The 23977-nt window shown below is 36.2% G+C and carries 18 protein-coding genes and 3 pseudogenes; 4 read left to right on the top strand and 17 right to left on the bottom strand.

What is annotated here, in order from left to right:
* Positions 1-71: 71 nt before the first annotated feature.
* The 7 genes and pseudogenes from ABID39_RS07915 to ABID39_RS02585 form a co-directional block, all read right to left on the bottom strand.
* Positions 72-294: pseudogene (locus tag ABID39_RS07915) on the bottom strand (hypothetical protein).
* 116 nt (positions 295-410) lie between these two features.
* A pseudogene (locus ABID39_RS02615) lies at positions 411-637 on the bottom strand (hypothetical protein).
* A gap of 170 nt (positions 638-807) precedes the next feature.
* Positions 808-1389: a hypothetical protein gene (locus tag ABID39_RS02605; RefSeq protein WP_354185756.1), complete on the bottom strand. Its 582-nt coding sequence runs from the start codon at positions 1387-1389 to the stop codon at positions 808-810.
* Between the two features lie 346 nt (positions 1390-1735).
* Positions 1736-2017, bottom strand: a complete 282-nt coding sequence (locus ABID39_RS02600) for a hypothetical protein (RefSeq protein WP_354185754.1) — start codon at positions 2015-2017, stop codon at positions 1736-1738.
* A 132-nt stretch (positions 2018-2149) separates the two neighbouring features.
* Positions 2150-2476: a hypothetical protein gene (locus tag ABID39_RS02595; RefSeq protein WP_354185752.1), complete on the bottom strand. Its 327-nt coding sequence runs from the start codon at positions 2474-2476 to the stop codon at positions 2150-2152.
* A gap of 356 nt (positions 2477-2832) precedes the next feature.
* A complete protein-coding gene (locus tag ABID39_RS02590) occupies positions 2833-3549 on the bottom strand; it encodes an enterotoxin A family protein (protein WP_354185750.1) in 717 nt (238 codons plus the stop codon).
* 236 nt (positions 3550-3785) lie between these two features.
* Positions 3786-4175 (bottom strand): annotated as a pseudogene (locus ABID39_RS02585) (hypothetical protein); the annotation flags it as partial.
* Positions 4176-4561: 386 nt separating this feature from the next.
* Here ABID39_RS02585 and ABID39_RS02580 point away from each other — a divergent pair.
* The 3 genes from ABID39_RS02580 (at position 4562) to ABID39_RS02570 (ending at position 7481) form a co-directional block, all read left to right on the top strand.
* Positions 4562-5962 carry an amino acid permease gene (locus ABID39_RS02580; protein ID WP_354185748.1) on the top strand — a complete coding sequence of 467 codons (1401 nt, stop codon included), beginning with the start codon at positions 4562-4564 and terminating at the stop codon, positions 5960-5962.
* Positions 5963-6346: 384 nt separating this feature from the next.
* Positions 6347-6487, top strand: coding sequence for a hypothetical protein (locus ABID39_RS02575; protein WP_354185746.1), 141 nt, complete (start codon positions 6347-6349; stop codon positions 6485-6487).
* A 268-nt stretch (positions 6488-6755) separates the two neighbouring features.
* Positions 6756-7481, top strand: coding sequence for a GNAT family N-acetyltransferase (locus tag ABID39_RS02570; RefSeq protein WP_354185744.1), 726 nt, complete (start codon positions 6756-6758; stop codon positions 7479-7481).
* A 733-nt stretch (positions 7482-8214) separates the two neighbouring features.
* Here ABID39_RS02570 and ilvC read toward each other — a convergent pair.
* The 10 genes from ilvC to ABID39_RS02520 all read right to left on the bottom strand — a co-directional run bounded on the left by ilvC (position 8215) and on the right by ABID39_RS02520 (position 22419).
* Positions 8215-9234: a ketol-acid reductoisomerase gene (gene ilvC, locus ABID39_RS02565; RefSeq protein WP_354185742.1), complete on the bottom strand. Its 1020-nt coding sequence runs from the start codon at positions 9232-9234 to the stop codon at positions 8215-8217.
* 1538 nt (positions 9235-10772) lie between these two features.
* Entirely contained in the window at positions 10773-11507 is a 735-nt protein-coding gene (locus ABID39_RS02560) for a pyridoxine 5'-phosphate synthase (protein WP_354185740.1), read from the bottom strand.
* A gap of 82 nt (positions 11508-11589) precedes the next feature.
* Positions 11590-12711, bottom strand: a complete 1122-nt coding sequence (locus ABID39_RS02555) for an ATP-dependent DNA helicase (protein ID WP_354185738.1) — start codon at positions 12709-12711, stop codon at positions 11590-11592.
* A 925-nt stretch (positions 12712-13636) separates the two neighbouring features.
* Entirely contained in the window at positions 13637-15436 is a 1800-nt protein-coding gene (locus ABID39_RS02550; protein WP_354185736.1) for an acetolactate synthase 3 large subunit, read from the bottom strand.
* A 280-nt stretch (positions 15437-15716) separates the two neighbouring features.
* Positions 15717-16589: a tRNA (adenosine(37)-N6)-dimethylallyltransferase MiaA gene (gene miaA, locus ABID39_RS02545; RefSeq protein ID WP_354185734.1), complete on the bottom strand. Its 873-nt coding sequence runs from the start codon at positions 16587-16589 to the stop codon at positions 15717-15719.
* Positions 16590-17258: 669 nt separating this feature from the next.
* Entirely contained in the window at positions 17259-18776 is a 1518-nt protein-coding gene (locus ABID39_RS02540) for a Do family serine endopeptidase (protein ID WP_354185732.1), read from the bottom strand.
* A 150-nt stretch (positions 18777-18926) separates the two neighbouring features.
* Positions 18927-19862, bottom strand: coding sequence for a protease modulator HflC (hflC, locus tag ABID39_RS02535; protein WP_354185729.1), 936 nt, complete (start codon positions 19860-19862; stop codon positions 18927-18929).
* A 2-nt stretch (positions 19863-19864) separates the two neighbouring features.
* Entirely contained in the window at positions 19865-20998 is a 1134-nt protein-coding gene (gene hflK, locus ABID39_RS02530; RefSeq protein WP_354185804.1) for an FtsH protease activity modulator HflK, read from the bottom strand.
* Positions 20999-21118: 120 nt separating this feature from the next.
* Complete coding sequence (locus tag ABID39_RS02525) at positions 21119-21628, bottom strand: dihydrofolate reductase (RefSeq protein WP_354185727.1); 510 nt, start codon at positions 21626-21628, stop codon at positions 21119-21121.
* Positions 21625-22419, bottom strand: a complete 795-nt coding sequence (locus ABID39_RS02520; RefSeq protein WP_354185725.1) for a thymidylate synthase — start codon at positions 22417-22419, stop codon at positions 21625-21627. The genes ABID39_RS02525 and ABID39_RS02520 overlap by 4 nt, the downstream gene beginning before the upstream one ends.
* A gap of 214 nt (positions 22420-22633) precedes the next feature.
* Between ABID39_RS02520 and ABID39_RS02515 the strand changes: the two genes are divergently transcribed.
* Positions 22634-23941 carry an MFS family transporter gene (locus ABID39_RS02515; RefSeq protein ID WP_354185723.1) on the top strand — a complete coding sequence of 436 codons (1308 nt, stop codon included), beginning with the start codon at positions 22634-22636 and terminating at the stop codon, positions 23939-23941.
* Positions 23942-23977: the final 36 nt, after the last annotated feature.

Here is a 23977-nt window from a genome sequence, read left to right as displayed (position 1 = left end):
TTCCGAAGCTGATCATATCAAGTATACATTATTAAAAGCTTTAAATCCATGAAACAAGCTAATTCAAAAGGCTAATTCTTTGAGAATTATGTTTAAAATGTGCAAAAATATTGTCTATGGCATCCATTAGACGCGCAAAATCAAGGATAAGCAAAAAAAAATACTATCTACTTCATGAGAAGCGACATCATTTTCACACTTTGGTAAGCAATGATAATTTCTTGAAGCATGTTTTTTTCTGCTTCTGTAAGTTTTGTATCGTCTTGTGTTTTTTCTTAGTACCTTTCCACCCACATAAGCGCTCACCTTGCTTGTTATGTTTTAATATCTCTCTTGCTAAGTTTTGGCTCATCACAGGAAGATCTTTCTGCTCTAAATAAATTGGAGACCAGCCAATACAAGAAGAGTATTTACTTGTTGCGCACCCAGCGAGAAAGCTCAGCACGCACATCAGCATCACTTTTCTTATTAACCTCATTTTCTATTTCTAGCCGTGTTATTGCTCTCTTGACGATAGTCTATGTCTGCTTTTGCCGTTCAGTCTTCTTGCCAAAACGAAAAGCCTTAGCTAAAGCCATAAAAAAAGCAGCTAAAGCTGCCATTATCACCACAAAATATTTTTTCCCCACAAGATCATAAACCTTGTTCTCTTAAGCGATTAATAATAAAAACTAATCCTACACAGGAAGCAAAAACCATAATTAGCGCTAGAGCCCATTGCATAGGTCCGTTCACTAGGAAACAGTATATGGTGGGTCAGGTTGTCGCGCGTCATTGGCATTGGCAAAAAATTCTTCAACTGCATTTTCATACATTATTCGTTTCTTGTAACTTCTCTAACTCTGAAGAATGTGATTCATGAAAAGGCACTGGAATATTAACTGCCTCAAGCAAAGCTGTTCTCATGTAATAATCAATAGCACCTATAAGGCTAGCAGCATCGCATCCAACTTGTGCGGCAATACTTGCACCAAAACGATGAGGAAAATTTAACATAGCATCACGGTGTGCTCTGCCAAACTCACGTGCCGCTTTTTTCATTTCCTCGCGATCAACAGTAGTATTCCGCAAGCGTTCAAGAGCAATCTTCTCGCTTTCAAGAGCAACTTGCATTCGCTCCAGTTTTATCTTGTATTCGTTGGCTCCTTCTGTAGAAACTTGTTTGATCTTTGTCCGAGCTTGCCCATCAGGTGCTAAAAATGGAGCTGGTCGTTTCGTGGGATTCTCATTCCAGATAGCTGTTGCAACGGCTTTATTAACAGAACCATCTTCAAAAAGAGCAGCATCAAACTTCCCTGTCTTAAATCGAGAAACCACTGCATTAGGTGAAACATGCATCTTTTTCGCAAATGCACGAAGCGATAGACCTTGACGAAATTTCTTATTCATTATTGCCCTTGCTTTCTTCTCTGTCCTAAGAAGTAAGGATTTACGACATATCAGAACAAAGGGTAGCAACTGAAAAACAATATTTAATACGATAAGAAAATTCTTCATACATTAAATTGTTATTTATCAATGTGTTATGTGTACAATGTACAGTCAATTAAAAAATTCTGTCGCTAGCGATAGTTTGCGCTCGCCTGCCCCGCAACAAAGCCACCCCGCTGGGAAGTACCTTTTGCATTGATTTTATTGACTTTTTTATGAAAAAAGAGCGGCATAATTGGCAATCTTCTTTAAATTAATATCCTCTCCACTCTGAAAGTGGAGAAGATGAGATCATATTCTAAATCTAAGCAGCTTGTATCGCAGATCTTGCTAAAACTTCTTTTGCTTCTTCAACAAGCTTTTTATAATGTTTGCTTTCTTCTGCTAGCGTAAAGGCTTTCACAAGATGCATGTGAAGAGGTCCATAAATATAGACAGCTTTTTTAGTAAGAGACATTTTGCCCCAATCTTTTGGGAAAGGAGAATGTTCATCATTATTATTATTAACAGATTGGCTTCTTAGTTTCTTTTCACATTCAATAAAATAGCGGCGTGCTTGACGTCCTTCTGCATTGCGCTCAACCATTGAAAGCCCTTTTACCATGTTATTTTAAATAACATAGCTCTCACTAGTCAACTTACTTTTTTACTATAGCAGAAAGGAGAATAATATCGAAGGCATCTGCAAAAATACCAGTACTCCTAAACTCAATTTCGATTATTGATTTTGTTTTAAAGTAATTCCTAATACTTCTTTCATTGTTTGGTTACTATCCTTTAAAACTACCTCTACTGGTCTATCTAGCAAGGCTGCTATTTTAGCTAAATCAAGAAGGGCTCTTCCTGGTATATTATTACAATACCAAGTTCCTATCTGTTTATTTGGACTGGATTTATCCGTTACTTCTAAAGTACAGTACTGTGTCTGCATATCAACTTGAACCGAAACTATATAGCCTTCTTGTATATAAGGCCCGCTGATAGATGGTCCTATCATTAAGATTGTCATAATCAAGGATAGAAATATTTTTCCTTTAATTTTCATAATAGTTTCCCTCTCTAAAATTTAAAATATTAGAATTTAATTTCCTTCTCATCACAAAGGATAAAGATTCTTAAGATCTCTAATCGGTAAGTAAACCAGCTTCTTTCGATAGATTCTTACTGCTGATTACTTATGAAAGTCACTTCATAAGCTCTCTATGGGTCAATCCTCCTCTCAATAATTATAGATTTATGTGGCTGATTGCCATGCAACAATATATTCAGTATACTAATCTTATATTCATGCCCTAAAATAAGGTCTTATAATACATAGGATAAAGCTTCTGTTATTGTTTATGCGGTATTTTATTTATAAAATAATATATATAATTTTGTTATAATATATACATTGGTAATCTACTCATGATCAATACTAAGCAATAATGTTGGAAATACAGCATAATAAGATTTCCAAAACCAATCCGTTCCAAATTTCTGTGGTGATTTCTTAGGAGAACAGGATGATTTAAGTTCACACTCAGCGTATTCAGACCATGGCTGTTCTCTCCAAGCTGGATGCGCATCAGGAAAAGCAGCTAGTTGCGGTTGAGCTCCTCCTGCTGCAAGAGACGTATATAATCGCTCTCTATAATCTGGATTCGGAACAAACTCACCAACAGTTCCCCCTCTCACTCTTTGCCATCCAATAACTTGATTCCAGTGAATCATACCCAACGCAGCCATTTCTTGTTCATCTTGGTGTGGAGAATAACGCCTTAACGACGCATTAACATCAATGAAATTAGGAGTGGCTCTAATATGATAAACATAACCATTATGATTAAGGTGATTATTTACCCAATTAATTGCAATTCCTCGATTGATTGTTGTAGATACATAGCCAGAATTATAGCGTGCCATTCCTGTTTCACTTCCGTGCACATGATTCCATAAATTGATATCTAGTGGAGGTTGATTAGGCCGTGTTCCATCCATCCCTCGGGGTATGAAACCACCGTCGCGTTTTATTGCTTCAGGAGATTCCATAGCCGCTCGATAAACTTCACGGATAACATCCGCAAAAACAGATTGCGAAAACATAATAATTATTACAGAAACAAATAATTTAAACATCTTCTTCTACCCCCCTCGCATCGTTAAAGATGAGTTGATCGCTCTATAGAAAATATGAGTAAGCTCTTATTTTTTCACTTTCCTCATTAAATATTTCCTCTTCAATATAAAAAAATAAGTTTAATAAAGAGTAAAATTCTCATTGATTTTATTCAGAAAAAAACCAAAGGAAACGTGATAATCTACTTTTAAAATTACAATTAAAATGAGTAATGCACCAACATAACTTAAAGACATTATTTAGCTTTCATCTCAGCAGCATATTCTTGACGAGCAATCTGATGCTGTATGTTCTTGATTAATCTTTCATTGGCATATTGTGCGATAGAACTGGCAATTTCTGACTTAGACACCACTTCAGCAATTGAGGGTCCGCTTTGTTTTTCAATAGGGAATTGATCTCCATTGGCTCTTTGAAAGACATTACCGCTCATTCTTTTTAATTTAACACGCTTTGGAAAGCTCCCTCCCTTGATAAAGGCATGAGGTAAGATTTCACTTTTTCCAAACATTTTGTAAGTCACACCGCGTTTTGTTTCTTTTGCTTGAAAAAATTTAAGAGGGATCGGTGTTCCTGAACCAATGATATCTGTCTCAAGAAACTTTGCTGTTGCCTTTTCTTTAAGCACAGCATTGCCATAGATTGTTGTAAATTGGCAAATTTGTGTCTTGCCACTCACATGAGCATTATCGTGAATTTTTGCACAGGGACCAACGCGCGCCGAGCCAAAAACCTTGGCATTGTCATAAATATTGCTACCGCCATAAACTATAGCCTTATCAAAAACATGAGCATTGCCATAAGCTTTTGCTCATAAAGCTCAAATATCTATTGCATTATTTGGAATGAAGTCGTATATCCTTGTTAAATCTATATCATTTCTCTTTATCCACATGAAATCGTAAAAGATATTTTTCTGCTTTACTCCTCATTTATATCATGCTTCGATATAAATGATTACTTTTTCAGATTTAATAAATCTTAAATAATTTAAAGGGAATCTCAAAAAAGATGAGTGATAAACAAAATTTAGAAAATAGTTCTCAAAATAAACTACAACGTGGACTAGATAACCGTCACGTACAACTGTTAGCCATCGGAGGCGCTATTGGAACAGGACTCTTCATGGGGTCAGGAAAAACAATTAGCGTAGCAGGTCCTTCAATCCTACTCGTTTACGCGATTATAGGTTGTGCTCTGTACATTGTCATGCGCGCTATGGGAGAATTATTGCTTTCTAATACACAATACGGTTCTCTTGTTGATTTTTCAACCGACTTTCTAGGACCAGGAGTTGCCTTTTTTATCGGATGGAATTATTGGTTAAGTTGGGTTGTAACAGGAGCCGCAGATATTATTGCGATCATCGGTTATATGCACTTTTGGTGGCCGACCCTCAATTCATGGGCTATCGTTTTCGCTTGTATTATGTTCTTTTTAACCTTTAATCTCCTTGCCGTAAAATTGTTCGGTGAACTTGAATTTTGGTTTGGTCTTATCAAAGTCATAGCAATTCTAGCATTAATCGTTGTGGGATTTTATATGATTGTAACTGGGTTTACCTCTCCAAATGGTACCGTTGCCTCTCTTAGTCACGTATGGAACGGGGGCGATATCTTCCCTCGGGGAATTGCAGGTTTTTTTGCTGGATTTCAAATTGCTATTTTTTCTTTTATTGGTATAGAAATTGCTGGAACAACTGCAGCTGAAGTGAAAGAACCCAGAAAAGTTCTGCCAAAAGCAATTAACTCAATACCTATTCGCATTGTACTCTTTTACATACTGTCTCTTATTGTAATTATGTCAGTCACACCTTGGGATCAAGTTATTCCAGATAAAAGCCCGTTTGTCACGATGTTTTGGCTTGCTGGTATTCCGATAGCTGCTGGTTTAGTAAATTTTGTTGTTCTCACATCGGCGGCATCCTCTGCAAATAGTGGAATCTTTTCTACCAGTCGCATGATATATGGACTTGCAACACAAAAAGGAGCTCCTAAAATTTTAGGAAAAATTTCTAAAAATAATGTTCCAGCCAATGCTCTAATTTTTTCCTGCTTATGTATTTTGTTAGGATACATAACTGCGTCGCAATCTGAAACAATCATGAGTGCTTTTACAATTGTATCCAGTATTTCAGTAATTGCGCTTCTATTTGTATGGTCTGTGATTTTGATTAGCTACATTGTTTACCGGCGCAACCGCCCTACTCTACACAACGAATCCATCTATAAAATGCCAGGAGGCGTTGTTATGTGCTGGGTTATTTTGGCTTTCTTTGCCTTCATTCTCTATTTGTTAACATTAGAACCTGATACTTTCATAGCCTTAAAATATGGTATATTATGGTTCATTTTCTTAGGCGTAACATATTTTATATTTGTAAGAAAAAAATCAACTCAAAATAACGAATAAAATCTGTACGTAAAAATATCACGCGAAAAGGGTGAATTTAATCATCCTTTTCGCATATTTAAAATGTTAACTTTTTATAATTTCAGCGATGTTTCTTATGAAGAAAAATATTTAGCTTTACCTAAGACACAACAAATATCTTCCTCGATTTGATAAACATAGCCGCCCATTATATCATCAATTTCATTCCGAATAATAGACGCAAAACATTGATTTTAAAGATAATTTATTAATTTATATATTGGATGAGAACCTCGAATATTGCAAGATTTTCTCATTTCAACCCTGTTTATCTTGAATCAATAAAAATCACTCACTGACACCTCATAAGCGTGATTAGCGTGTAGGTAAAAACTGAACAAGAAAGGACTAAAAATTCCTCTTATGGATCGTCTTAATGCAAGAGCTGTAGAAACATTGGGAGCTGGCAAATATAATGATGGTTACAGCTTTCTCCTTCACAAGCATAAAGATGGAGAACTCAATAGATTTACCGTTACATTCATGAGCGCCGTCACGAAATGAGCTTAAGTGCTTTAAGAAAGGTTTCTTAAAAAAACTGCGAATTGATAGCGAATCTTTCACGACCTTGCAGATTATAGAGGCTTATTTAAAAGAATTTGGTGTTACTTTTGAGCTGGCGGATTTTTTTACAGTTCCAGTATTAAAAGATCAATTTAAAATGATGAACAATTACAAAGAGAGCAAATGTTAAACAAATCAAAAATTAACTATCGTTAGAGAATAATTTTTGGTCAAAGGTACGTTTTTTTTACCAAAATTGTGCTCTAAAATGCAGGTTATTGATTTTTCGAATAAAGTGTCTTCTGTTAATTCAACATTTTCTTCAGACACATTCAATATTATCTCTGCTAAAAATTTACAAGAAACGATACCTGTAGACCAAGAAAAATCCATAATCGACTCCTTTAATGCAGAGAAACTTCCTTTAGCTTGGTGGGTTGGTCCTCATTCATCTCATTATAAAGTTGATAGAGTTCTTTTATCTATGGGTTTAGAGCATGTTGAAACAGAGGTAGGAATGGCAGCTTTAGGACAAAACATAGACTCACATGTTAGTTCTATGCCGGATAACTTCAAAATTAGGGAAGTTGAAACATTTCAAGATTTTAGAGATTATGGAAATGTTATGGCATCAGTATTCGAACCTTTTGATGAAGAGGCGGTAATATTTTATGAAACAATAGGTCGTTGTTATAAAAAAGCCGCTGATGTAGAAATGTTCGTTGATTATATCAATAATAATCCTGTAGCGATATGTTTTTGTATTAAAGCAGATGGAATTGGTGGAGTGTATGATATTGTCACCAATCCAGATTTTCAGAAAAGAGGTGTTGGGACATTAATGACAAAAATTGCTATTGAACATTTAAAAAGAAAGAAATGCCATGTTATTGGTATGCAAGCATCTCACGAGGGAATTGGCATTTATAAAAAATTGGGTTTTATAACCTTTGGTGAATTCAAAGTTTATTCCAATAAACACATAGCGGTTTAGCTATGAATTCTTTTTTTGCTAATCTACAAGAGAATTTATTATTTTCAGCAGAACTCAAATATGGTCAACCAATCTATACAATTAAGGAAGTTTGACCAATCCCCTTTAATACTGATATATAAAAGCTAAATCAGTTATTACAAATATAATTGTTTCAAATGACTCGCTAAAATTTTCTTACTTTTATGATTTTCAGGATAATTGTCTCAAAAAAGGCATCTATTATAGATTCAATTTTGACAAATGATTTTTTTGATATGATTTAGACAATTTACTGTTTGTTAATGATATTTATGAAAAGCTAGAAAGAAAATATTTAAAACTACAGTTTCATCATAGTTCATTAGATGGTTAGTCTGTTAGTAAATTGATAAAAAAATCCACTTTATACAATAATCAAGCTGTTAATCCATTTCTCGAATACATTGATATCTGATGATCTCGCGTATCTCCTTTCAAATAAAAAGCGTATTGAAACCTATCTTTCTTTTCTTAAGAATAGTCATCAAGATTTTGCATGCTACTAGGCCAAATCATCGTATAAACGAAAAAGAGCTAGCTAATATTATGGAATATGCGTATTTAAATAAAGCAAGCTTATTCTCTACCTTAATTATATAATTATTGTTTCATTCAAGTTCTTTTATAAACTAAGAATATCAAAAAAGGGGTAACTTTTGTTGCCCTTTTTATATATAAAGCATAAGATCACACTATATCATCTATATGAACTTTAATTACGCTCTTTATCAACCAAAGCATTAGATTTTATCCAAGGCATCATAGAACGAAGTTTTTTTCCAACTTCTTCAATAGGATGGCTATCATTTAAACGCCGCATACCTTTAAAGTGTGCTGCTCCAGCTTTATATTCTTGAATCCAATTTGACGTAAATTTACCTGACTGAATATCCTTCAAAATACGTTTCATTTCTGTCCTTGTCTCATCAGTAATGACACGTGGTCCAGTCACATATTCACCCCATTCAGCTGTATTGGAAATTGAATAATTCATGTTTGCAATACCACCTTCATACATGAGATCAACAATTAGTTTAACCTCATGCAAACATTCAAAATAAGCCATCTCCGGTGCATAACCTGCTTGTGTCAATGTTTCATAACCTGCTCGAATAAGCTCAACAAGACCACCACATAAAACCACTTGTTCACCAAAAAGATCAGTCTCACACTCTTCTTTAAATGTTGTTTCAATCACCCCAGCACGTCCACCACCAAGACCACACGCATAAGATAATGCTACATCATAAGCATATCCTGAAGCATCTTGTGCTACTGCAATCAAGCAAGGAATACCGCAACCACGTTGATATTCATTACGCACTGTATGTCCCGGACCTTTAGGAGCAATCATCACAACATCAACTGTTTTTTTAGGTTCAATTAAACCAAAATGAATACTCAAACCATGCGCAAAAGCAATCGCTACCCCATCCCGTAAATGATCATGAATATGCTCTTTATAAATATCAGCTTGCAATTCATCCGGCGTTGCCATCATAATGAGGTCTGCCCACTTTGCCGCTTCAGCCACACTAACAACTTCAAAACCATCTGTAGCAGCCTTTTCAGCTGTTGCAGATCCTGAACGTAAAGCAATCTGCATATTTTTCACACCAGAATCTTTTAGATTCAAAGCATGCGCGCGCCCTTGTGAACCATAACCAATGATAGCTACTTTTTTTTCTTTAATCAAATGAACGTCTGCATCACGATCATAATAAACACGCATAAAAATACTTCCTTCTTTTTAATATTATAAATAAATTTCATCCTATTTTTATTGAATAAACAATAAAAAACTATCTTAAGTACTTATCAAACTATAAATAATAAAAATATTTCTCTTCCTAATACATTATCTGAATAATTTTATAAAATATCTATATTTTATAAAATAACATGAGAAAAATTATAGGATAGGAATAGTCATCTTTACTTAAGTGCAAAAAATCAATTTTATATCTCTATATATAAACACTATTTCGATACTCCTTAATTTCAGCAGATCCGTTATACAAAATATCTAAGATAATTCCGCACATAAGGAATCGGTATAAATTTACAATTAAAGAGTTATAGCAAAACACCTACAAAGAGTCATATAGAATACTTTAAAAGATTTATCTGTGAAAAAAACTTCTGAGTAATGATTTCTTGAAAACTATAAAAGTTGGTATTTTCATCACAATCCGTCTTATCAGTGCATTCTACTATAAATCTAAAAGCTTTTTCTTGTTCTTAAAAATGTTCTATCAAATCATATAAAGCTTTTATTTCTTATAAAAGATGACACTGATTTTTAGCTTCTTTAAGGTAGTCCTTACAAGAACCCTAAAGCTCTAACCATAGCCTTTCTTACCATAGATTCAAAAATGAAAATTTACCAACAATTATTTAAATTGAGCGAACATTTTATTGTTCCCATAACACATATTGTCATAAAAATATATTCCTCTCAAAAAATAAAAAATAATGTTGCAACTTTATATAATAAGCAACAAACTCTAATACTGACCTTATTAATGATCAGTCAAAATAATCTGACAATTACAAGATGCTAATTACACTCTCATAGCTGTCGAAATTCAAAAAACTTTGCTATTCAAGAGCATATAATAGTGGATCTTTCAATATTCCTTTTCTATGAGAAACGACACAATAAATTGTTCTAAGACTTAAACCAAATCTGTTTTAAATTTGTGCAAAAATCTTCTCTGATATTATTTATCTGCACATACAGCTTCACATTTTTATTTTTTGACTGACTGAGAATTATTGAAACTCTTTTGCTACGATTCAAATGTCGTGATAAACGTTGTAAACGCCTCATTCAAGTTTTATCAAATTGAAAAGACTTTTATGAATTTATCACTGAAGTTCAACGTAATTCATTAATCAAAAACATTTTCAAAACTTTAGTTTTTATTTTATCTGAATAGTATAATAAAAAACGCATTACGCACACTATTTTTATTTTTCTAAAAACCAGCCTAGCAATCACCCTATTGACCAACATTCTCAATGCTGCATTGCTCTTACATTGAAGTAATTCATAAAAAAATTTTTGAATCCTTCTTAAATGATTTTATCCATAGATTAACTTCTCTTAATAACATGCAAACAATCAGTTTTGACTATTTCATCATTAAAATGTCTGTAATAGAGAAATGTTATATAACATTCGAAACTTGTATCTAATTTGCAAAATTATCGTTTTGAGATAAACTATGATAAGCACCCTCTCCAATTCCTACAGAGGAGAAAGGATCATAACAATAACCGCATGAAACGCTGAACAGTTTCATGCATTCCATATTCTAATGCATCAGCAATGAGCCCATGACCAATAGAAACTTCATCAATCCAAGGAATGCAATTAACGAGAGCAGGAAGATTAGCAATTGTCAAATCGTGGCCTGCATTAATACCTAACTGTAATTCTTTAGCTCTTCTTGCTGCTAAAACAAGTTTGTGTAACTCTTGATCTTGTTTTTTCTTATTCTGCAATATACCACCATAAGGTCCAGTATAGAACTCCACCCGATCAGCACCGATCGCTTTAGCAATATCAAGCCCCTCAACAACGGGATCAGCGAATAATGAAACACGAATTTTTCTTTCTTTTAGCCGCTGAATGATAGGCGCTAAAAATTCTGCACTATAAGAAAAATTCCAACCATGATCAGAAGTTGACTGATCAGGCTCATCAGGAACAAGAGTAATCTGATCAGCATATTTTTCTGCTATATTCAAAAATCTATCGCTCGGATAACCTTCAATATTAAATTCAGCAGTAGGAAATGTGCTGTTAATTAAACAGTGTATATCTGGCAAATCTGCAAAACGAATATGTCGTTCATCTGGTCGCGGATGAACGGTCAAACCTGCTGCACCAGCCGTAAGTGCTATATGTCCAATATGCTTGATATTCGGCCATGGAAGATCACGCCGATTGCGTAAAACGGCAATAGCATTAAGATTAACCGAAAGTTTTATTGCCATGCACACTCCCATTTCCCTATATAATTATGCAAGACAGAAATAAAGAAACATTCACCATTATAATGTCTGAGAATAAGTTTTTCTATCGAACAATTGTTAAGCGCTCTGCTGCACGCGTAATTCCCGTATAAAGCCAACGAGCACACATATCACGAAACGCAAAACTTTCATCAAACAAAACCACATTATCCCATTGAGAACCTTGTGCTTTATGAACAGTTAATGCATATCCATAATCAAAATCATCATATCTTTTTTTTAATGCCCATGAAATCTCGTGATCAGGATTTTCAAATACTGCTTTTAAAAGTTTAATCTTCGCTATTCCACGCTCGCTTTCTTCAGGTTTAACAAGAAGATTAATGCTTGGTTTAACAGTTTCTTTCTGTGACGTCATTACTTTCCATAAGGAACCGTTCAACAAACCTTTAGTGGGATCATTACGCAAACACACAAGCTTATCCCCTGCTTGAGGATAATCTGCCGTAAATCCTTTCAACGCACGCAAACGTTTATTATAAAGGTGGCGTGTTCGGTTAATCCCTACCAATACCTGATCAGCCTCCAAAACCAGTTGTTGATCCACCTCATTGCGTGTAATAACGCGAGCTGCTCCATAATCACCATAAGCAATATCGTGTCCTTCACGCACCTCCATAGCCAAACGAACAATCGGGTTATCACGCGCTTGCCTATGAATTTCTGAAAGAAGAAAATCCGGCTCACCATTAGAAAAAAAGCCACCTCCTGATATAGGAGGCAATTGACCAGGATCACCAAGAACAAGAATTGGCGTTCGAAAACTCATTAAATCACGCGCCAACGGTTCGTCGACCATCGAACATTCATCAACAATGATAAGCTTAGCTTGCGCAGCAGCACTTTTCCGATTGAGTGCAAATGTCGGCGCAATAGATTTTTTTCCTGTTACTTCATCAGAAACTTCTTCTTCTCCACGCGGACAATAAATCAGCGAATGAATCGTGCAAGCATTTGTCGCCCCCTTAGAACGCAAAACCTGTGCTGCCTTACCTGTGAACGCAGCAAATTGGACAGAGCCATCAACTGTTTCAGCAAAATAACGTGCAAGCGTCGTCTTCCCTGTTCCTGCATAACCAAAGAGGCGAAAAATCGGAGAACGCCCATCTTTTAACCATGCAGAAACAGCCTTCAATGCATTATCCTGTTCCCGTGAAAACTGCATTGTTTATCAAAATAAGATTCGCATAAAAAGAGCAAGCGTTTTGGAAACAAAACCATTCTCAAAAAAAATTATCATTAAGAATTTCTGAGACAGAGATATCTCATCACTTTCACGGCACAATTGACAACTCCTGTACAATTATTTCATGAAAAATACTTCAATCACCTCAATATTGCACTGCTGCAAAATTTACCTAAACCTTCATGATAAATTCTTCACATTTATGGGAAAGAATATCCTTTTATAAGACATTGTATTATAATAATTCTATGTATTGAATGGAAGTCCTAAATATCATAAAAGCCTTTCATTTCGAATCTTCTTTATAATAAATTCATTAAAACCATTCTCTTACACACCGCAAATAGAGTTTCCAGTGGCTCGATCAAAAAGATTAAGGAATAAAATTCCTTGAACCACCTCAATTGTAAGAACTGTCAAATATTAGAGGTTAACAAATATGGAAACTAACAAATAAAATAATTGTGTAAACTCATAACTTCACAAGCATAAAGATATAAGTCTTTATTATAATCTTCACGAGCACGATCTGAAACAAACCTGAAAATCATCAACGGAGTTTCTTTAAGAAAAAAGTAGCCAAATTCATATACAAAACCGGTTTTTTCACCATGTTTTAAAGGATACAACTAAACAGCCATCAAAGTCAGATGATGAATAAAAAGCAATGCATGCAAAGCCTATTCAAATGTAGTAGAATGTACAACTCAAAATACTTTCTTAATAACTGGATGATGGGAGTATACTACCTTTTTAAACAAAAGGTGCAAATCGTAAAAATAAACTCTAAGAGCACTAAACGACCTCAAAGAATAAGAGATAGAGGAAAAAAATCATCAAATCAATAACCATCCAATCCTTCTATTCTTTATCCCTTTATTCTCTACTCTTGCATAAGCATATTTTATACTAAAATCTGCCCTTCTGTAGAAATAGCATTTGCAATTGCTTCATCATTCGCCTCATCAGGTAACAGCATATCATTATGTGCACACCCAGATGGGATCATAGGAAAACAATTTTCTAAATTATCAACACGACAATCAAAGAGAACCGGTTTATCACAGTGTATCATTTGCTGAATTTTATCATCCAATTCATCCGGTTTTGAACAATAGATACCAACCGCTCCGTAAGCTTGTGCCAATTTCACAAAGTCAGGCATCGATTCCGTATAAGAATGAGAAAGACGATTGCCGTGCAGCAATTGCTGCCACTGACGAACCATACCCATATATTGATTATTTAAAATAAAAATTTTCACTGGCGTATTATGCTGAACTGCTGTTGCAAGTTCTTGAATATTCATCTGTATTGAAGCATCACCAGAAATACAGACAACAAGTGCATCAGGATGGGCTATTTGAACCCCAATAGCAGCAGGTAGACCATACCCCATAGTTCCAAGCCCTCCAGAAGTCATCCAATGTTTTGGTTCATCAAAGCGATAATATTGTGCAGCCCACATCTGATGTTGTCCAACATCCGTTGTGACATAAGCATGCACATCTTTAGTAAGTGCGTAAAGCCGATCAAGAGCATATTGTGGCATAATAACATCTCTTTTCTCTGTATATGCCAAAGAATTACGTGCTTTCCAGCGATTAATTTTGGCCCACCACGCATCACAATTTTCGCGCTTAAAAATTGATTTCTGCATATGCAAGAGTCGATTCACATCCTCTAAAATATCAGCCACATCACCAATAAGTGCGACCTCTGCTTTTACAATCTTGTTGATAGAAGAAGGGTCAATATCAATATGAATAATGCGCGCATGAGGAGCAAATGCATCAAGTCGTCCAGTAATACGATCATCAAACCGTGCACCAACAGCTAACATAACATCACAATCATGCATGGTCATATTAGCCTCATAGGTTCCATGCATTCCAAGCATTCCCAACCAGTTTTTGCTAGAAGCAGGATAAGCACCAAGCCCCATTAATGTTGAGGTAATAGGAAAATCTCCTAATTGAACAAGATCACGCAAAAGCTGTACAGCTTTAGAACCCGAAGAAATAACACCACCACCAGAATAAATAACAGGACGTTTTGCTTCTGTTAAAAGAGAAATAGCATATTCGATATTCTTAAGATTTTCTTTTGACTGCAAACAAGAAGGCAGAGATGCAGAAATTTGAGGCGCTCTATAAATACCCGAAGCAAATTGAATATCTTTAGGAATATCAACTAAAACTGGTCCTGGACGCCCTGATTGAGCAATAAAGAACGCTTTATGAATGGTTGTCGCAAGATTATTTACATCTTTAACCAGACAATTATATTTAGTGCAAGTTTTTGTAATACCAACAGTATCAGCCTCTTGAAAAGCGTTTGTTCCAATCACGGTTGTAGGCACTTGACCAGACAAACAAACAAGAGGAATAGAATCCATTAATGCATCTTGCAAAGGTGTCACAGCATTTGTTGCACCTGGACCAGAAGTCACAAGCATAACACCAACCTTTTCTGTGCTCCGAGCATACCCTTCAGCAGCATGACCTGCCGCTTGTTCATGACGCACCAAAATATGCTGAATTGCATCTTGTTGATAAATAATATCAAAAATAGGAAGGACAGCTCCACCAGGATAACCAAAGAGATGCTTAACTCCTTGATCAATAAGAGCTTGAACCACCATTTCAGCCCCCGACATCATTTTTCCGTCCATACTCTCTTGTATTCTTGGATGATGTGTCATTTTTCTCACTCACCTATTTGATAACAAAATAAAAAAGCTCCACAAAGGAGCTCATAAAAAAAGCTCCGAAGGAGCCAGCTACACGCAAAAGCACATATTATAATGATGCCCCCCTTACTCTAAGGCTAAAATATATAAGAAGAACATCTTCTCGAGGTAAGTTCTAATTTCATCAATACCATTCGTCAATCGAAAATTATCTCGCTAAAAACTTTTCATTTACAATATCTTCGTCTTTTATCAACTGACTTAAAAGCTTTCTCACTTATGAACTATCTTATTAAGAAGTAAGCATCCATTCTTCATCAAATTGATTACGAAACCATGTCATTTGCCTTTTTGCGTACCGCCTCGTTTGTGTTTTTACCATTTCGAAAGCATTCTCAAAACTTCTATATCCATCCAAATAAGCAATAAATTCAGGTATACCAATAGCTTTCATCGCCGGTAACAAAGGCGAAAGCATAAGCTTTTTCATAGCTATCACCTCTTCTAAAGCACCTCTTTTAATCATAGACTCCAATCGCTTCTGAATACACTCATAAAGCAACTCACGTGGTGGCATAAGAAGAATTTTTTCTACACAATTTGAAGCAATCAGGGGTGTCGTTTTTTGCTTCTGCCACCAACTTAGCTTCTTACCTGTTGCATCATAAACTTCCAAAGCACGTATAATACGCTGACCATCTCGCGGAGAAATTCTCTCAGCAAGAACAGCATCAACCTGCAATAATTGACGATAAAGGCTTTCAGACCCCTCTTCATCAAGATAAAACCGCCATTTTTGCCGCACAGTATCCGGAATAGAAGGAATTTCTATAATTCCTTCTAAAAGAGCACGAAAATAAAGCCCTGTTCCACCAACAAAAACAAACGATTTTTCTATAAATGTTGTTAATAGATTCTCAACATCACGCAACCATAACCCTACAGAATAATTCAAAGAAGGACTCACATAACCATAAAGGTAATGTGGAACGATTGCGGTATCTGCCTTTGTCGGCCGTGCTGTTAAAATATTTAAAACATCATAAATCTGCATTGAATCAGTATTAATGATGAAAGCATTTTTTTCTTGAGCCATTTTTAAAGCAAAAGCCGACTTTCCACTTGCAGTTGGCCCCGCTATCAAGGTAATTGTTCTCTGTGTCACGAATGGAAATCCCTATATCCATCAATCAACAAACTTCGTTCATGCCGTCAAAATACTCAAAATATCATAAACCTACATTGAATCAATTTTATTCAACAACCATGGAAAATCCTAAAGCTTCCTCCATTTCACACCTATATTCTATAGAGTAAGCACTTCAAATGAAAGACAAAGAAAATTGCTAAATTTAACATGGAGAAAATGCTGACAATAATTCTTAATCCTTTGAAAAAATAAAGACAACGACACAAAATCTTAGAGTGTTTTTTCTACTATCATTCTTCAATAATAAATACAGCTACCTCCCTCAGATCGAGCATGATGACCAAACACGCTTTTTGCAATCCTATATAAAAATAATTTCTTAGCTTAATACACACAATAAAACAGCTTTAGCTTATACAAAAGATAATATTCTAATTTGTGATAAGCACCCATTACATAACTTCCGTCAATCTTCCATGTCTCAATTGTTTTCTCACACACAGCATGAAAAGAATAAATCCATTGTCAGGAAGCAAAATACAGCAATACTCATAGATTAAAACTTACATATTAAGTTTTTTATATAATTTCTCTTTTGCAAATTAAAGAGAAAGACCTTCACATATTTTTATGTGCGATAACAAAAAACTCAAGATATATTTAAAAAACTTAATTCCCAAAACATCAATCTATTGGAATCGTCACAAGCCGCAACTCTCCATCTGTTCGTGCAACGATAAGGAGAGCATTTTTGCGCCCAGCTTCACGTAATTTATTAATACGTTTTTTAGCTTCCTCGATTGTTGTCATAGAACTTTGATTAATATCCACAATCACTTCACCAATACGAATACGCTTTTTATCCGCAGCACTATTTTGTGCAACAGATGTCACTACAAGTCCTTGAAGTTTATCTGTAATTGAATAATGTTGACGTAAATCCTCTGTCAGCTCAGATAATGTCATTCCCATAAATTGCATTGTCACACTTTTTGATGCAGAGTTGCTTTTTTGACCGCCAGATTCTTCTTCTGTATTTTCATTTGCATCTGTTTCAACCAAACGTCCAAGCTTAACTTTTACTGTTTTTTTCTCTCCATTCCGCAAAACAGTAATATCCACGACTTTTCCTTCTGGAGTTTCCGCTACTAAACGTGGCAAATCACGCGCATGCTTAATTTTTGTATCTCCAAAGAAAAGAATAACATCGCCCGTCTGCAATTGACTATTATCAACATCTTGCTGTTCCATTTTACCAGCAACCAACGCCCCCTCAATGCTGTCTAGTTTCAAACCCTTTACAATATCCTCTGTGACCGGTTGAATACGAATAGCTAACCAACCACGCCTTATTTCTCCGAAGTCACGCAATTGATTAATAACAGAAAGAGCCATATCCGATGGTATAGCAAAACCAATACCGATAGATCCCCCAGAGGGTGAAATAATTGCTGTATTAATTCCAATCACCTTACCATTCCTATCAAATAATGGCCCCCCAGAGTTACCTCGGTTAATCGCAGCATCTGTCTGAATAAAATTATCGTAAGGACCAGCATTAAGATCACGATTACGTGCAGAAATAATACCAACCGTTACACTTCCACCAAAACCGTAGGGATTTCCGATAGCCATTACCCAATCGCCAATACGTACTTTGTCTGAGTCACCAAAATGTACAGCTTTTAATTTTTTACTTCCTGCATCCACTTGAAGCAGAGCCAAATCAGTCTTGCTATCCTTTCCGAGTAATTTTGCTTTGAGTTTTGTACCATCAGTGAAATTAACTTCGATATCATCGGCATCAACGATAACGTGATAATTTGTAACAATAAGCCCTCTTTGCGCATCAATCACAAAACCAGATCCCAAAGAACGTACCTTTTGAAATTGACTGTCTTTTTGACCATCTTTAGGTGAAAAAAAATCACTAAAATATTCTTGTAACAATGAATCTTCTGGAACAGTAGGTACAGAGGTATGTTCGTCCTGCTCTGTGCCGTTGACGGTTTGTGCTATAGAAATATTTACAACCGTTTCCAAAAGTTCAGCAGCCAAATCAGGAACGGAAAGGAGAGTATTTTTTTTCTCCTCTCCCCAAGACACACTGATTGATCCTGATAAAAACAAAACCGCACAAACAACAACCCTTGTAGCAAAGAGCTTCAAAGACGTATTTTTACCTATAATATTTATACCCATAACATGCCTTTAACAAAATGCTACAACAAACCTCATCACATTGCATCAATATCAGTATGGCTCAACACTTTCCGCCTTCATCATAAAAGAAAGCAATCTCAAATCACAATTCTCATGCCAAAGTAGTGTGTCCATAGCACATCGTTTCCTTTATTCTTTCCCAGTTTGTGTATCAGTTTCACTGAGACCAGTGTTCAGTGTGGATAAAAGTTTTTTCTTATCCTGCAATGGATTCCGGAAATAGAAGAAGAAATCCTCGTTTGGTGAAATCACCATCGGAATCTGCTCCAAATTCTTATATTGTTCCATGGCTAACCAAAAATCGTAAAAGGACCGATTAGCTTCCCTCGCACTCAATAAAAGGCGGATACTTTCGGCCTGACCTTCACCACGCGTAATTTCAGCATCACGCTTTGCAGCTGCCACGATTTCCTCATATTCACGATTAGCTTCCGCCACAATACGATCTTTTTCCTGTTGACCACGAGCACGAATATTTTCTGCAGCTGCCTCACGTTCAGCTGCCATCTGCCGATACACATCTTCTGAAACAGCATCAGTTAAATCAGTTTTGCGAATACGTACATCAACAATGGTAATCCCCAATGAACCTGCATCGACAGAAAACTGCCGTTGCACTTCAGCCATCATTGCCCCCCGTTCATCTGACAAAGCCGCCTTAAATTCTCGCTTACCGTAAACAGCACGCAAAGCATCGATAAAACGCGGTGCAAGATTTTCACGCGCAGCAATCTGTGGACGTCCTGAAGCAATGCGCTGTAAAAATAATTTAGGATCCGTAATACGATAGATAAAGAATGCATCCACTTCATAATAAGCACCACCACGAACCTGGACAGATTGTGTAGGAACATCGTAACGCAACAACCGGTTATCAACAACAATCATTTTATCCACAAAGGGCGCTTTTAAATAGATTCCTGGGTTAGATTCTACCTTAACAATTTGCCCAAAACGCTTAATTGCTACCTGTTGGCGAGGATAGACAATAAAGATAGACATCCATAAAGCCATCAAAAGAAGCATGATCGCACTAAAAACAAATAAAAAACGAGACTGCTGCATAATTAGCGACCTCCAGAAATATGAGAATCCAAGAGCGATGCAGGACGTGCTGATGTCTTTTTAGTGTTTTCTGATGCTTTGCTACGCAGCAATTCATTCAGAGGCAAATAAGGCACCGCTGGAGAATTTGTTTGATCAAGAACCAGTTTATTAGGTGAAGAAAGAATACGCCCCACAGTCTCCATATAAAGACGATAACGCGTAGCCTCTGGTGAAATTGCAGCCTCACGCGCTATAGCCTGAAAACGCTCAGCACGACCTCTTGCCTCTTCAACCATTTGTGCTTTTTCACCCTTTGCGATTTCTCGTGTGCGTGAAGCTTCACCATTTGCTAAACCAATCTTAGTAAAGCGCACACGATTTCCTTCTTCTATCATTCGCCCACGTTCTTGCTCTGCTTGCTGAACAGAATTAAATGCAGCAGCAACCTTTGTAGGAGGAGCGGCTTCACTGATCGATACACGGCTTATTTCAACACCAAGTTGATATTTATCGACAGTCACTTGGATAATTTTCCTAACATCGTCGGCAACTTCTTCTTTTTTGTCACGTAAAACGTCATCAACTGGCCTTGAACCAATAACCTCACGCATTGCACTCTCAGCGACCTGACGAACTGTTCCTTCTTGATCATTTACATTGAATAAAAATTGACCTGGGCGTGAAATTCGATAGTAAACGGAAAAGTTGACATTAACAATATTCTGATCACTCGAAAGCATTAAACCTTCACTTTGTTGCTTCTGTCCGGTCTGTCCACCAATCGCGATTGTCTTTTCTGTTAAAGGAACTTTCATATAAGTCTCAATGGGCCAAAAGTGAAAATGCAAGCCATCGCCGATAATTCCCGTTTTAGGCACCCCAAAACGCAACTCCACGGCTTGTTCATTTTGCTGGACAATATAAAGAGACTGATATAATAAAAACAACACAGCAAGAAGAAGTAATAAAATAAACATTCCACTTCCCCCGACTTGTTTAAACTGATCCTGCCCTTTACGCAAAATGTCGTCAAAATTGGGACCATGATCACCACTAGAACCGAACAGGTTCTTAGCTGGTGCTTTTTTATCACCACCGAGTTTATTTTTATCACCGCTCCACGGGCCACCACCATTTTGATTTGTCCAGGGCATCATCACCTCTTTAATCGACTACTATTAATCAAATACCAACCATTTACCTGATCTAACAGAATATTTCTTATCTGATTACAACATTAACTGACAAGTTCTATTCGCTTAAATTACAAATGATTATTTCCGCTCATAAACTACAAAACATGTCGGGTGACTGTCATTATCTCCTTCTGGAATATATTGTGTTTGCACAATAGTCCACTTTTCTTTATCAAAAATAGGAAAAAAACTATCACCTTTGATAGAAGATAAGATTTCCGTAAGAAATATTTTATCAGCAATAGGTAATGCTTGTTTAAAAATTTCCCCCCCACCAATAACAAAAACTGCATTTGCACCATTTTGAGAAGCCACCTTTTCTGCAATAGAACAAGCCTGAGATAAAGAATGAGCAATCGTAGCACCTTCAGCTGTAAAACTAGGATTATGGGTAATAACAATATTTGTGCGCCCTGGTAAAGGACGCCCAAGAGAATCCCAAGTTTTTCTCCCCATAATAACCGGCTTACCGAAAGTCAAAGCCTTAAAGCGTTGCAAATCCGTTGACAAGCGCCAAGGCATGACACCCTCATGGCCGATAACGCCATTTTCTGCAACAGCTGCAATTAAATAAACTGGAAAAGTCATACTGCTACCGGTGCCTTAATATGGGGATGCGCTTCATAATTAAGCAATTCAAAATCCTCAAACTTAAAAGAAAAAAGATCTGTTACCGCTGGATTTATAAACACCAACGGCAAAGTATTTGGTGTACGGGTTAATTGACATCTAGCCTGATCAAAATGATTAGAATAAAGGTGAGCATCACCAAGAGTATGAATAAAATCACCCACTTTAAGTCCACAGACTTGCGCAACCATCATCGTTAACAATGCATAAGAAGCAATGTTAAATGGAACGCCTAAGAAAATATCTGCTGAACGTTGATAAAGTTGGCAGGATAATTTACCATCAGCAATATAAAATTGAAAAAGACAATGACAAGGTGGAAGGGCCATTTCCTCTATCAATGCAGGATTCCACGCAGATACAATGAGACGACGAGAATAAGGTGTCTCCTTAATCATAGTCAAAAGATTACTGATTTGATCAATATGGCGTCCATCAGGAGCCGGCCAAGAACGCCATTGATAACCATAAACAGGACCAAGATTTCCTTTTTCATCAGCCCATTCATCCCAAATCGATACACCATTCTCCTTCAACCACGCAATATTTGTATCACCTTTAAGAAACCACAAAAGTTCATAAATAATCGAACGTAAATGCAATTTCTTCGTCGTTAACAATGGGAAGCCAGCCTGTAAGTCAAACCGCATCTGGTATCCAAAAATCGATCGCGTCCCAACACCGGTTCGATCTGCACTATCAGTGCCCTGATTTAAAACGTGAGATAAAAGATCGAGGTAGATTTTCATATAAGCATTATGCCCGATTCTGTCGATGATAGAAAATGGAAACTATAAAATTCATAAAAATGCAATTCAAATCTTTCTCCTTAAGTCATACAAGAAATTATCACGACCCGATTAAATTTTTGACGTAAAAAATAAAATACTATAAACAGTTTTCAAAAAAATAAATACAAAATAATAAACACAACATGAATAGAAATTAAAAGGGGATAGACTTATGGAGAATAAAACAACTCTAGAACCACATGATAAAAGAAAACGTATTCTCTCTATCATATCTAGTACATCAGGTAATCTAGTAGAATGGTATGATTTCTATGTTTATTCTTTCACATCTATCTATTTTGCATCACAATTTTTTCCCTCTGACGGAGATGTTGTTACCGAACTTTTAAAATCTTCTATTGTTTTCTTTATAGGTTTCCTCATGCGTCCCTTTGGTGGTTGGCTCTTTGGATTTATTGCTGACCGTTATGGACGTAAGCGCTCTTTGCTTATTTCTGTTTTTATGATGTGCAGTGGCTCATTCCTCATAGCTTTACTTCCTACATACGAAACTATTGGAGCAACAGCAGCGGTATTGCTCGTTATACTCCGTATGCTTCAAGGACTTTCAGTGGGTGGTGAATATGGTACCACAGCAACTTATATGAGTGAAATTGCTCTTAAAAATCATCGTGGTTTCTTTAGCTCGTTCCAATATGCCGCACTTATCGGTGGTCAGCTTCTTGCGAGCTTGGTTATGTTTGCTCTCGCGCTTTATCTTACCGAAGATCAATTAAAAGCATGGGGCTGGCGTATTCCTTTTGCGATTGGTGGCTTAGGAGCACTTGTTGCGGTTTATCTACGCCGTTCACTTCATGAAACAACCAGTAAAGAAGGCCGATCTAAAGAAAATACCGGTAGTCTTAAAGAGATCTTACGCAATCACAGGAAAGCTTTCTTTCTTGTTATTGGCTTTACAGCTGGAGGATCGCTCACATTTTACACCTATACAGTTTATATGCATAAATATCTGATCACAACAACCGGATTTGATAAACACACTGCAACAACAATAACGACTGCTGCACTCTTTGTTTTTATGTTACTTCAACCCATATTTGGTTCTTTAGCTGATAAAATTGGTACAAAAACTTCACTCATCATTTGGAGTACTTTATCCATTATTTTTACAATTCCTGCACTGAGAATCATTGGTAGCACTAACGATACATGGATTGCATTCTTCATCATTATTGGAATTCTCTGCATTATGAGCTTTTATACATCCGTCTCTAGTATCGTAAAAGCAGAAATGTTTCCTGCTTCAGTACGCGCCGTAGGAGTTGGGCTCTCTTATGCTATTGGCAACGCGTTATTTGGTGGTTCAGCTGAAGCTGTAGCGCTCAAATTTAAAAAGATTGGGTATGAATCTGTATTTCATTTTTACATAATTGGTATAATGATCATTGCATTCATTGCAATTTTATTAATGCCAGATGCTCGAAAAAAGGGATATCTGCAGGGAGACGATATTAATTAGCCTCTTTTAAACAAAAAGCCCAAGAAATTGGGCTTT

This window comes from Bartonella japonica (assembly GCF_040545385.1).
Lineage (GTDB): Bacteria > Pseudomonadota > Alphaproteobacteria > Rhizobiales > Rhizobiaceae > Bartonella > Bartonella japonica.
The sequence above is the reverse complement of the archived record's forward strand: the minus strand, read 5'-3'. Positions and strand labels throughout refer to the sequence as shown.